The organism is Pseudalkalibacillus decolorationis, assembly GCF_024609785.1.
Lineage (GTDB): Bacteria > Bacillota > Bacilli > Bacillales > Fictibacillaceae > Pseudalkalibacillus > Pseudalkalibacillus decolorationis.
In genome coordinates this window covers 35792-48246 of the sequence record NZ_JANHJQ010000006.1, presented here as the reverse complement: position 1 = coordinate 48246, position 12455 = coordinate 35792, and the positions used below count along the sequence as shown (strand labels likewise).

The 12455-nt window shown below is 41.8% G+C and carries 10 protein-coding genes; all 10 read right to left on the bottom strand.

Annotated elements, in window-relative coordinates; all coding sequences use genetic code 11:
• Positions 1–97: 97 nt before the first annotated feature.
• Positions 98–712 carry a PH domain-containing protein gene (locus NON16_RS07230; protein ID WP_257348127.1) on the bottom strand — a complete coding sequence of 205 codons (615 nt, stop codon included), beginning with the start codon at positions 710–712 and terminating at the stop codon, positions 98–100.
• 97 nt (positions 713–809) lie between these two features.
• Positions 810–1691, bottom strand: coding sequence for a DUF1028 domain-containing protein (locus NON16_RS07225; protein ID WP_257348126.1), 882 nt, complete (start codon positions 1689–1691; stop codon positions 810–812).
• Positions 1692–2069: 378 nt separating this feature from the next.
• Positions 2070–3074: a stage II sporulation protein SpoIIQ gene (gene spoIIQ / locus NON16_RS07220; protein WP_257348125.1), complete on the bottom strand. Its 1005-nt coding sequence runs from the start codon at positions 3072–3074 to the stop codon at positions 2070–2072.
• A 281-nt stretch (positions 3075–3355) separates the two neighbouring features.
• Positions 3356–4375 carry a stage II sporulation protein D gene (spoIID, locus tag NON16_RS07215; RefSeq protein ID WP_257348124.1) on the bottom strand — a complete coding sequence of 340 codons (1020 nt, stop codon included), beginning with the start codon at positions 4373–4375 and terminating at the stop codon, positions 3356–3358.
• Between the two features lie 145 nt (positions 4376–4520).
• Positions 4521–5843, bottom strand: a complete 1323-nt coding sequence (murA, locus tag NON16_RS07210; RefSeq protein ID WP_257348123.1) for a UDP-N-acetylglucosamine 1-carboxyvinyltransferase — start codon at positions 5841–5843, stop codon at positions 4521–4523.
• A gap of 30 nt (positions 5844–5873) precedes the next feature.
• On the bottom strand, positions 5874–6623 hold the full coding sequence (locus NON16_RS07205; RefSeq protein WP_257348122.1) for a YwmB family TATA-box binding protein: 750 nt from the start codon (positions 6621–6623) through the stop codon (positions 5874–5876).
• A gap of 108 nt (positions 6624–6731) precedes the next feature.
• Positions 6732–6962, bottom strand: coding sequence for a DUF1146 family protein (locus tag NON16_RS07200; RefSeq protein WP_257348121.1), 231 nt, complete (start codon positions 6960–6962; stop codon positions 6732–6734).
• A gap of 611 nt (positions 6963–7573) precedes the next feature.
• A complete protein-coding gene (nuoN, locus tag NON16_RS07195) occupies positions 7574–9073 on the bottom strand; it encodes an NADH-quinone oxidoreductase subunit NuoN (protein ID WP_257348120.1) in 1500 nt (499 codons plus the stop codon).
• On the bottom strand, positions 9070–10596 hold the full coding sequence (locus NON16_RS07190) for a complex I subunit 4 family protein (protein ID WP_257348118.1): 1527 nt from the start codon (positions 10594–10596) through the stop codon (positions 9070–9072). The genes nuoN and NON16_RS07190 overlap by 4 nt, the downstream gene beginning before the upstream one ends.
• Complete coding sequence (gene nuoL / locus NON16_RS07185; protein WP_257348117.1) at positions 10596–12452, bottom strand: NADH-quinone oxidoreductase subunit L; 1857 nt, start codon at positions 12450–12452, stop codon at positions 10596–10598. Before nuoL ends, NON16_RS07190 begins: the two co-directional genes overlap by 1 nt.
• Between the last annotated feature and the right edge of the window lie 3 nt (positions 12453–12455).

Here is a 12455-nt window from a genome sequence, read left to right as displayed (position 1 = left end):
TGGCGATCGCCTTAGTTACACTTATACTATAGAAAGTATTTTTATACTTTCTTAACGTATTAGAGAAAACCCGCCGAAGTTGGCGGGTTTTTTGATATTAATTGTTGATATAACGTTCAAAAACATAACCGAAATCTTTGACGCTGTATTTATCCTTCGTTTCGACGAGCCATGTATAAGCAGCTTCGTTAATTTCTTTAAACTCATCGGATAGCTTGCGTTCATTGCTTCGGCTGTTATTAAGTGTTGAGCAAGCAGTTTCGAGGCTCTGGCGTGCATAGCCGATGTACGTATCATTATCTCGCGTGATTTCCGCAATCTTTAGTAACGCTTTATATAAATCTTTCAATTCTTCTAGATGCTGTTTATGTACATCGATGCTATGGATATTCTCACCCATTTTGAACTTGATTTCAACATCTCTATCCATGGTACCCGCTGTTTCAAGCTCAACAAGTGAAAATTTGTTGTTACGGTAATCAAAACGACGAAGTGTACGTTTTTTGCTTGCTGCACTTGTTCCGTCGACATGGATTAGCGCTTTGTTTGTGAAGCAATATTCATCTGACTTCGACTTGATCAAGAAGAAGATTTTCTCATTATCTTCATGCATGACATAATCATCTGCATCGACCTTATCGTAATCCTGGGGTTGGATAACCTTACCGACATCACTAATTCCAAGCACATCAGATGCTACTTTTCCAAACATTCAATCAAACCCTTTCCCTATTTATGAAAAACTTTATTCAATACTATTATAACAAAGACATTCCTGGAATATTGACTCATTTTGCTCTTTTAAATAGTTAGTTGAAATTTTTCATATAAGTAAGAATATCGAGGTCAATCCAGCCTCGTTTTTGCTCACGTTCCTCAAAGTTTTCTCGGTGAACAAAGACTCTAAGAGCATCTGTTACAGCCTCTTCTGTATGAATTGGAGTCCTCTCCAGGAGGTTTAACCGCTCGAGCTCCTTAACAAGCTCCTCGTACACATTCCCTTTAATCTCCACAATGTTTTCTTGTTTGGAAGGTGCGAAATACAGCTGATGCAAGTCATAAATCCGTATCAATTCTTTAATCGGTTCAGGATGGTCATCTACACGAAGATCGATTGCACGGTCGTTAAACCCACCGTAACCACCTTCTTCTTTTACGATTAGAAGTGCAGCCGATTGCTTTCCTCTGCTGTCACCGCCAGCTTGTTGGCCAGCATCCAATGCTTGTAAAAGACGTTCGGAAAGGGTCCCATGAGTTTCTTCAAACGTTTTGCCCATTGCATTTACAGTTTCCTCGCCGACTAGAATGTTTCCTTGTGCGGCATAATGACGCCCAGTACATCCACCCGCCCAGTCATAACAGGCTTTACCCGTGAACGTTGCAGCTTTCCCAGTCGCATCGACAATCCCAACCTGTCGAAGCTCTCGCTCACTGTCGGCCTCTGTTAAAAGTTTAATTGTTTCCTCAGCTGTTTTTCCTGATTCCATGTAGCCAAGCCCGGCTGGACCATATGACGTGTTCGCATAGGATTGTGTTGCAACTGCCCCTACTCCAGCCTTCGCCCACGGCACAACTGATCCAACACCGATAAATTTCGATTGAACTGCGATCCCAAGCTCTTCTGTTTCCGAATCATAACCAACAATCGAGAACGTTGCAACAACATCCTTAGGAATCTTCCCTGTATACATTAACTCTCTCCCTTCAAAACTACCTTTATGAGGTTGTTCAAAAAGTATCCAAGGGCTCCTGTACCTGCGTCTTCAAGTGTTCTCTAGGATGTAAGCTTCCTCGGTACAAGGCAGCGAGGATGTCTCTCGAGTAGTAGCCTTCCTCAAAACTGTCGTGCCTTGAACTTCTTGTTTCTGATTCGTCTACTTTTTGAACACGCACTTTATGAATACTCTACCCTAATTAATTCTTGCACCAAACCACAAATTCCTTTTTTGTAAGAGCTGACAGATAGAGGGGGCCTGCTGAACTTAGAAAAGTATTTTTATACTTTCTTAACGTGAGAAAAAGCCCTGGAGTTTAGATTCTCCAGGGCTTGTCTATTGATTTAGCGTTGGTTAGGCACTTTCCGATTGTCGGGAAGCGTCTGTTTGTTGATCTTCATCCTCGGTTGAGTTTTCCTGTGGTTGAGCGTCATCCGTTTCACCAGCTGAGTCTGTTGAAGATTCCTCATCGGTACCTTCAGTTTGGGTTTCATCCGTTTTGCTTGCATCATCAGCTTTAGCGGGATCAGTTGCAGCCCCTTGATCGGGTTCTGTTGTTGCATCTTCTTCAGCAGCATCTGCTGGGTCGGTTGATGCACCTTGATCACCTTGAGCTGGGTCTGTATTGGCATTTTCTTCAGATTTAGCATCCGCATCTGCGCCTGCTTTTTCTTCAGTTGCTTGCTTTTGATCAGGAATATCGGAAACCATCTTATTGAAGTAATCTAATGGATTCACTGCGACTCCATCTTTACGTACTTCAAAATGAGCGTGAATTTTCGCTTCCTTATCAAGTAAGTTCATACCTGCAGTACCAAGTACTTCACCTTGCTTGACAGTGTCACCTTCTTCTACCTGTACATCTGCAAGACTAGAATAATGTGTCACCACACCGTCTTCATGTTCGATATGGACGACGTAGCCAAGAAGTGGATCCTGATCAGCTTTAACAACTTTACCGCTTAAGCTAGCTTTCACATCGAAAGGTTCCCCGCTCTCAGTCGCATAGTTGATTCCCTTGTTCTGGAAGTAGGTATTATTATAGAATACGAGAGCTGCTTCTTGTTCTTCAGCATTTGCATCACTGTCATAAAATTTCTTTGTTACTTCGACAGCTGATTTGTCTACTGGTGCTTTGAACACTTCAGAGTTAGAATTTACTGGTACGGCATCCTGATTTTCAAAACCTGTTGGACTGGCTTCTTCATCAAGCTCATCTCCAATACTGTTTTGATACCAGAGTACTGATGCTAAGATTACTGCTGCAAACCCAAGATATACTGCCGGATAGACCCAACGCTTCCTTTTGTACCACTTTGATTTTAGAGGACGAACTGATTTTTGATTTTCTTCTTTCATTTGTCATCACCTCAGCAACATTGTGGGCAGATTTTTCAGTTTATATACATTCTAGAAACATTTTCCTGAATATTTTTTCGACAAATGGGGGATATGAGGCAAAATAAGGCTCCGAACAAGGCAGAATAGAGCTCGGAGCTACTGTTAAGGTCTAACTATACATCGCGATTATTAAATTTGGAGGGAAAGTCTGAGTTAGACGGCTAAAACCAGACGTATCAAAAAAAGACACCGCGGATAGCGCTATGGTTGAGCGCTTCCGCGGTGTCTTTCATTTTCATTTATTTCAGTTTTGCGGTATAGGCTTTGTTGTTCGTGATCGTAATGCCGTTATAATAATGCTTCAGAATATCTTTGTACGATTTACCTTCTTTGGCCATACCGTTTGCTCCATACTGACTCATACCAACTCCATGACCGAATCCCTGTGTTTGCACGATTACCTTGTCGTCCTGTTTGACCATGGTAAAGTCGGATGATCTTAAATCGAGGCTATCACGGACATCTTTTCCGTTTAACTTCTTTCCATTGATTTGAATAGTATCTACGTAATTACCAGAGGTGCGTGACAACACCTTCCCGACCTCTCCATCCTCTTTTAATTCAACGCCAAGCTTCTTTTCAACGAACGAAACTGGTAGGGCCTGTTTATAAGTGAATTTTGGCGATTGCTTATCCCAAGGACTTTCTACACTTTTTAAATATGGGAATGCACTCGGCCAGTAATCCTCGGAATTCTGAGTGTGGCCGTTACTTGTTGAAAAGAAGAGTGCGTCAATCGGCTTATTGTCATAGGTGATGATTTGTCCCTCTGTTTCCTTGACGGCCTTCTTAATCTTTTTCATTTTCCAATCATAATCTTTTCCCCAATCCCGCTTTAGTTCATCATCGCTTCTATATACTTGATGCATTTTCGAGTCGGTTATATCGGCACCTTCCGGCAAGTTCAGGTCCGTTTCATTCAAAAGCATTTTAATAATGTACGTACGAGCTGTCAGCGCTTGAGCTTTCAGAGCTTCCATTTTGAAATCAGCAGGCATCTCAGCTGCTACAACCCCTTTTACATATTGCTCGAGCGGTACCGACTTAACCTGATTTGCTGCGGTTTTATAAACAGATACATCAACGGAGGATTGGAAGACAATTGGTTGATTATCCGTAGTCTTCTTTACTGCAGGCACTGTGGTTGAGTCTGACTTTCCATTAAAAGGCAAGACAAGAAAGCTCGGAATTAACAATATTAACGTCATTAATCCAAATACGACAAAATAAAAAGGTTTCCGGTTACGACTAGGCTTCATTAAATTCCCCCAATTATCTGTGTTTTATAGTATATCTTATGGGTTTGGACAACCTTTTAGAACATTAGAAAGTATTTTTATACTTTCTTAACGTGCAAAAAAGCCGCTCTCCACAAAGAGAACGACTCATGTTCCAACTATTCTATTATGCCATATTCGGCTTCGCATTAAGTTGAGCTTTGGCAGCTTCTTTTGCAGCTGCTTCTGTTTCTTCTTTAACACGTTCGACATCTGCACCTAGGGCCGATAACTTTCCAGTAAAATCAACGTACCCTCGATCCAAATGATGAAGTTCTGTGACACGTGTATATCCTTCTGCAATCAGACCAGCTAAAATAAGCGAAGCCCCTGCACGAAGGTCTGTTGCAGCAACTTCTGCTCCTTGCATTTTCGCAGGGCCGTTAATGACAGCAGAGCGACCTTCAATCTTAATATCACCATTCATACGACGGAATTCCTCTACATGCATGAACCGGTTTTCAAATACGGTCTCTGTAATAACACTTGTACCGTTTGCAGCTAATAGCAGTGCCATCATCTGTGATTGAAGATCCGTAGGGAACCCTGGATGAGGCATTGTTTTAATATCAACAGGCTTTAATGATTCAGGACCAATGATACGTAGGCCTTCATCCGTTTCTTGAATTTTCACACCGGTTTCCTCAAGCTTAGCAACCAATGGTGTTAAATGTTCTTGGATCGCATTTGTAATTGTAATGTCGCCACCCGTAATTGCTGCTGCTACCATAAAAGTACCTGCTTCAATACGGTCAGCAATCACTGAATGGTTTGCCCCGTGCAATTCCTCAACGCCTTGGATTCGGATTGTACCTGTTCCAGCGCCGCGAACCTTAGCTCCCATCGCATTCAAATAGTTTGCAAGACAAACAATTTCGGGCTCTTTTGCTACATTTTCAAGTATGGTTGTACCCTTAGCAAGAGTAGCCGCCATCATGATGTTTTCTGTAGCCCCAACACTTGGGAAGTCCAGATAAATCTTTGCTCCTTGAAGACGACCATCAACGCGTGCTTCGATAAAACCGTTTCCGATTTTCACTTCTGCACCCATTGCTTCAAAGCCTTTTAAATGTTGGTCAATTGGTCGTGATCCAATTGCACACCCACCAGGCAGTGCAATCCGAGCAATCCCAACGCGGGCTAATAATGGCCCCATCACTAGGAATGATGCTCTCATTTTACGAACGTATTCAAATGGTGCTTCAGTTTTCAATGGTTGACTTGCGTCGACCTTTATCTGATTATTCGAATACTCATTATTTACATTTAAATGACTTAATACTTCTTTAATCGTGTATACATCAGCAAGGGCTGGCACCTCCGAAATGATACTAGTGCCTTGACGTGCTAAGATTGATGCTGCGATGACAGGCAGTACGGCATTCTTTGCTCCTTCAACTTTAACAGAGCCTTCTAACCGCCTACCACCACGGACGATGATTTTTTCCAACGTATTTCCCCTCCGCGTCCAATTTCTATATTAATATTCAGTCGTAATAATCGGTGTTCCAATTGTAATGGTTGTTTTTCCGCCTATTCCATGAGTTCGTATACCAATTTGTAAGTTCATCTCTTGTTGATCAGTTAAAATTGAATGCTTCCACTGGTCAGTATATGCTGATAGGGACAGAAATGTCTCTTCATGTAATGCTTCGATCGTAGTTGCGTTAAATGACTGAACGAGTTGCTCCGCCCTTTTTTGCAAAACAATACCCATTGTATCAGATTGTTCACCTTGTACACAAGTATAAATCGAAGGGGATTCGCCTAAAAATAACTGGACTTTGTCCCTAAATATTGATTTGAATGAGTTCCATTTATGATTTAACCAGTCCTGACCTTCAACTTCATAAATAATGTACGTTTTATAATGACTTTTGTGGGGGTAAGCAAACACGGAAACCCGTTCCTTGATCCCTGATGAATGGATGTTAGAACCAGTAACACTCCAATGTTTGTCTGACTCGACAATCTCCTCCCACTGGAAGTTTGACGATTTTGCCTGCAGGCTTTCTACTACTTTTACATACCCAGTAAAATCAGAAACAAAACCAGTTGTGGATTTTCCGTACAAAGACCAATTCGTAATTTCGAGATCTGGCTTCTCCATTACGCTGGTGATTTGTATTAAAGCCTGATCATCCCAATCCTTTTGTTTTGCCTCGGCACCTGTAAAACATGCAAGCAAAATCGTCAATGTTATACCGGTAACAATAATTCTTTTCCCCATTATTCTGTCAACTCCTCTCCTCATTACCATTTTTGCCAGGAGAGGTTTGTTCATACATGGAAGATGTAGTCAAGTTACGACAGTATTTTCAATAATTGAATTCGTTCGCTATAGTAAATGCTTGAGTTGCAAAGACCATGATAGGTAATTTAAAAAGAACGTACTTACCAAAGATGAAATAGCAATGGTTAGCAGGATCATGAGGAGACGTGCTTGTTGCACTCTTCCCTTCTTGATCATCTTTTCAAATTGAACGCCTTGGATAGCCCACCAAGTAATCGCAACAAAAACAATGTTCACGATGATATTTAATAAAGCCTGTTGTCCAAATGGAACCATTTAAAGACCTCCAGTTTAATAACACTCATATGTATACCTTAGAGGTTACTTACAAGGTGACGATATGAACAGATCTTTGAAAATTCAATATTTAGAGATTATTCGACAAATACTTTCTTTACCCTCCAATTATTGTAACAGAATACTGGATTTCAACAAAACATTTCTAAAGTTCTATTTTTTCATCATTTCCCGAGAAATATTCGACACTCTTTCTTCGACAATTGAGGGTAAAAACTTGATAAATACTGATAACGACTGAAAAATTATAAATCCGGTTGAAATATTTATGAACTCGCTGATACAAAAATAAATCCGGACGATATATTGTGGTTCCGGATGATAAAATGGAAATCCGGACAATATATTCCCGAATTTTGTTATATTTTTTTGGTTTAGAGCTTAAAAATGTACAAAGCGGAATGTTTTCCGCTTTGATCAGATTATTTCACCTATTTTCAGATGATTTTATGTTCGAAAACAGCTTGAAGTAAGAGTTTTGCTTGGGCCCATATTTCCGCCCCCACTTTCTTACGTGTAAAAAAAAGACACCCGGAGCCGTTTAAGAGCGGCTCGAGTGTCTTTCATTTTCCTTTTAAAGCGTTAATTGTTTATTCAGATGGGGTGAATAAGTCGTTTATGTCAAACCCTGATTGGAAGAAGTCGAGAGCAAGCGATGGATAAATTCCGAACAATAAGGTACCGATTGTACAAATCACCATGACAACCGCAAGTCCAGCGGTTGGTCGAATGCGATTCCCTGCCCCTTTTCGGAAATATATCTGAACCATTACATTAAAGTAGTACACGTAAGAGACGACTGTCGTTGCAATCATCACTGAAGCGAGAATGTAATGACCCGTTCCAAGTGAACTCATAAAAATTCCGAATTTCCCGATAAATCCTGCTGTGAATGGAAGACCCGCAAGCGAAATGATAAAGATCGCCATCATAAATGCAGTTAAAGGCGCACGTTTATTTAAGCCTGAAAATGCGGTAAAGTCTTCAGATTTCTCGCGACTCGTCACAAATTGGATAACGGCAAATGCACCAATGTTCATTAACAAATACGCTAGCAAATAGAACCACGTCGTTTTAAAGACAATAAGTGATAAGGATACAAACGGAACCAACACATAACCAGCATGAGCAATGCTGGAATAGGCAAACATACGCTTAATGTTCCGTTGTCTTAGTGCAACGACATTTCCGATAACCATCGTTGCCCCTGCAACAAATGCGATAAATGGTTGTGCATCCAATAAGATCTGGTTGTGCCAGCCTTGTGTACCAAGGAAAATCACAAAGAATAATCGTAAAATCAACGTGAAACCAGCCATTTTCGATACAACACTCAAAAATGTGGTAACGGGCGTTGGTGAGCCTTGATACACATCCGGTGCCCACATGTGAAACGGAGCAGCAGAAATTTTAAAGGATAGACCAACAAACATCATCACAAAGGCCATTATGACTAAGAAGCTATTTTCCTGAACACGCGGATCGACAAGCATTTCACTTATTGCGTACAGGTTGGTTTGCCCGGTTAAGCCATATATATAGCTCATTCCAAACAACGTGATCGCAGTTGCAATTCCACCGTTTACGACATACTTGAATGCTGCCTCGTTCGAGTGGAAATTCCGTTTTCGAATTCCTGCTAAAATATAAGAAGAAATCGATAACAGCTCTAACCCTACAAATAATGTAATGAGATCCGCACTCGATGCCATCATCATCGCGCCTAAGAGTGCAGTCATCAATAAGTAATAAAATTCTCCGCGGTAGGCCCACTTACTTTCCCCTTCAAAATCAAGGGCAAGTAAGAATATCATTGCGGTTGCCACTAAGAAAAGCAACTTAAATGCAAGGGCAAAAGAATCAAAGCGATACGTATCAAATAGAATACTTCCTACTGGGTCGCCAACCTGTAATACAGCAAAGACAATCGCGACGATGATTCCAGCAAGCCCCAATAAAGCTAGTGGCTTTCGGCTTACTTTGTTTGGCATAAACAGGTCGATCAGTGACAAGAGAATCGCTGTAATTACGATTGAAAATTCAGGTGCCATCATTCCCCAGTCGAAGCTCAATAGTTTATCTAGTGTCATACAACAGCCCCCTTGCCTGCCATCATGGCATTAATCGTTAGCTGAAGTATATCGGAAAGCACTGCAGGATAAACTCCAATTAATACGATCAATGCTGTTAATATCAATGCTGGGAGCCATTCCACAAAACGTGGTTCCTTGAGTTGTAATAAGGACTCCTTTGTTTCCCCGAACGTCATTCCCAACACAGCACGAAGGATATAGACAGCCGTTAAAATAATTCCCAATGTACCAACTGCAGCAAGAACTGGCATTTCCTTGAATAATCCTAAGAATGCCATGAATTCACTGACGAAGCCTGACATCCCTGGCAAGCCGAGGGACGCTAACCCTCCAACTAATAAAAATCCTGCTGTAATCGGCATCACCTTAGCCATCCCGCCTAAGTGGGTAATCAACGACGTTCCTGTTCGCTCATAAATCAATCCGACTAAGAAGAACAGGAGTGCTGAAATTAACCCATGAGAGACAACCTGGAACATCGCACCCTGCATTCCAGCTCCGTTCAAGCTTGCTAGACCAATTAAGACGATTCCCATATGTGAGACACTGGAATAGGCTAAAACTCGCTTAAAGTCGACTTGTACAAAAGCAATAAAGGCCCCATACAATAGGTTGATAACCCCGAGTAACGCGATCCAAAATGCAATCTGCCTAAATTCTTCAGGAAAAAATCCGATCCCGAACTGATACACCCCGTAGGCGCCAATTTTTAAAAGGATTCCTGAGTGAATCATTACGATTGAAGGTGGTGCTTGCACGTGTACTTTAAGCATCCATGTATGAAGCGGGACAATCGGAAGCTTAACTCCAAGCGCCACTAGCAGTGCAATTAGCAGTCCGAAGCGGAATTCATCGCCGATGTACATCTGCTCCAAGACTTCCGGAGGCTGGTGTAAGAATGAAGACAAACCAGTATAGTTCATCGTTCCAGTTTTCATATAAAGGATGATAAACACAATTAGCAAGATTGCTGAACCAAGTCCGTTGTATACTAAGAAGCTGTATGCTGCTTTTTCCTTGTCAATATAGCCCCACTTTCCAATTAAGAAAAAGGTAGGGATCAAGGTTATTTCAAAAAAGATGAAGAACAATAGAAGGTTTTGGGAAGCAAATACCCCAAGCATACCAATCTCCAACAATAGGAACAGCATGAAATAGCCTTTCCAATGCTCCTTAATCCATACGGAAGCTGCTGCTGCAAGTGTCGATACGATAGCTGTCAAAAGCAACAACACGACGGTTAACCCGTTCACCCCAAGGTCATAGTTAATTGTAAAATCTCCCCCATTGGGCAACCCTTTAATCTGAAAGTCAATCCAACGGTATTGCTCAACAAACTGGATATTCACATTCCCCGGAGTAAAACCAACATAAGTAATGATCGCAAAAGCGAGTGGCAGTAACGTTGCTAGAAGGCCAACTGTCTTCAATAGTCTTTCTTCCGTATTCGGCATAAAAGCTAACACTAAAATTCCGACTAATGGGGAGAATACAAGTGCAGATAACAGTATTGATTCCATTATGTTAAGTACCCCCCTATCCATGCCACAACAAGAAGCAGGATCGCCATTCCAGCAAATGCAACCGAACTATACAGCTGTACCTGGCCGTTTTGGAAGCGTGATCCAATTTTACTGAACCAGCCCACAATGCCTGTTACAAGTCCAACAAGCCCTTCGACGACGAATCGGTCAATATAATACCAGAAATAGCTTAACGCTCTTGTTCCTTTTACAAAGCTATAGTCATATGTTTCATCGATAAAATATTTGTTCAACAATATATAATGAAGATCTGGTGCGGACTCTGAAAATCTCGTTACCTTTTTCTTCACATAAACGAGCCATGCCATTAAGATTCCGAGCAACGATACACCTGTTGCAACAACTGGTATCCACCAACGTGTTTCATGGTGATGAATCTCAAGTGCTTCATTTTGTGCAAGAAAGTCACTCAAATACGTAGCAAATGGTGTATTGATTAATCCTCCGATTAACGCTAAAATCCCGAGAACAATCATCGGGAACGTCATGGAAACAGGTGATTCCTTAACCTTTTCCTGTATGCCTCTTGACTCACCTGTAAACACAAGAAAGAATAAGCGGAACATATAAAATGCTGTTAAAAAGGCGGCAATAACGGCTATCCAAAACAGTCCGAATCGACCATCCGCATAGGTTGCTGCCAAAATTTCATCTTTACTAAAAAAACCTGAAAGTCCCGGAACACCGGATATCGCCATTGCTCCGATTAAAAACAGAGGTGCCGTCCACTTCATCTTCTTCCAAAGACCGCCCATTTCATGAATGTTTTGTGTATGTACAGCATGAATGACTGATCCTGCGGCAAGGAATAATAACGCTTTAAAAAAGGCGTGTGTCGTTAAGTGGAAAACACCTGCGACGTAACCCGAAGAGCCAAGTGCGAGCATCATATAGCCGAGCTGACTTACAGTCGAATAGGCAAGAACACGTTTGATGTCAGCTTGTGCCAATCCGATTGTTGCTGCAAAAATCGCTGTAAAACCACCGACAACAGCTACGGTCGTTAATGCGGCTTCTGATGCCTGAAATAATGGGAACATTGCTGCGACGAGGTAAACCCCTGCTGCGACCATGGTTGCTGCGTGAATCAATGCAGATACTGGCGTTGGACCTTCCATCGCGTCCGGCAACCATGTATGTAGCGGAAATTGACCCGATTTTCCGATTGCACCAACGAAAATGAGAATCGCCGTTAATGTGATCCAGCCTTCTGAAATTTCACCCGCTTCAACCGCGGCAAAGATTTCATCAAACTCAAAACTACCAACCTGCCAGAACAACAAAATCATTCCGATAAACAAGCCGACGTCTCCGATACGTGTCATTATAAAGGCCTTTTTCGCAGCAGATCGGGCTTCCCTTTTATAAAAATAATAGCCAATCAGTAGAAACGATCCGACTCCGACAAGCTCCCAGAACACGTAAAGCTGAAGCAAGTTCGGCGATAGGACAAGTCCGAGCATCGCGAATGTAAAAAGACCAAGATAAGCAAAAAAGATAGGAAAGCGATCATCGTCATGCATGTAACCGCCTGAGTAGACCTGAACTAAAAAGCTGACAAGAGAAACGATCACAAGCATTAATGCATTCAATGGATTCACTAAATATCCAGCTGACAAAGTCGTTTCACCGAATGTTAACCAGCTCAGCGTTTCCTTCACCGGTTCCCCGCCCCATTGATTCAGTAACACAACAATGGATAATACGAGAGACCCGAGTGTTAAGAGTGCCCCAACATGTGCGGAGGCTTCCTTTAACCTACGACCAAACAGTAAGAGAAGGACGAAGGATAAGAGTGGTAGCACTGGAATAATCCAGATAAGTGGGTTCATATT

Excerpts from the sequence above, each read along its gene's own strand:
- NON16_RS07205 (WP_257348122.1), bottom strand. The coding sequence starts at position 6,623 with ATGGGGAAAAGAATTATTGTTACCGGTATAACATTGACGATTTTGCTT.
- nuoN (WP_257348120.1), bottom strand. The coding sequence starts at position 9,073 with ATGACACTAGATAAACTATTGAGCTTCGACTGGGGAATGATGGCACCT.
- spoIID (WP_257348124.1), bottom strand. The coding sequence starts at position 4,375 with ATGAAGCCTAGTCGTAACCGGAAACCTTTTTATTTTGTCGTATTTGGA.
- NON16_RS07190 (WP_257348118.1), bottom strand. The coding sequence starts at position 10,596 with ATGGAATCAATACTGTTATCTGCACTTGTATTCTCCCCATTAGTCGGA.
- NON16_RS07225 (WP_257348126.1), bottom strand. The coding sequence starts at position 1,691 with ATGTATACAGGGAAGATTCCTAAGGATGTTGTTGCAACGTTCTCGATT.
- NON16_RS07200 (WP_257348121.1), bottom strand. The coding sequence starts at position 6,962 with ATGGTTCCATTTGGACAACAGGCTTTATTAAATATCATCGTGAACATT.
- NON16_RS07230 (WP_257348127.1), bottom strand. The coding sequence starts at position 712 with ATGTTTGGAAAAGTAGCATCTGATGTGCTTGGAATTAGTGATGTCGGT.
- nuoL (WP_257348117.1), bottom strand. The coding sequence starts at position 12,452 with ATGAACCCACTTATCTGGATTATTCCAGTGCTACCACTCTTATCCTTC.
- spoIIQ (WP_257348125.1), bottom strand. The coding sequence starts at position 3,074 with ATGAAAGAAGAAAATCAAAAATCAGTTCGTCCTCTAAAATCAAAGTGG.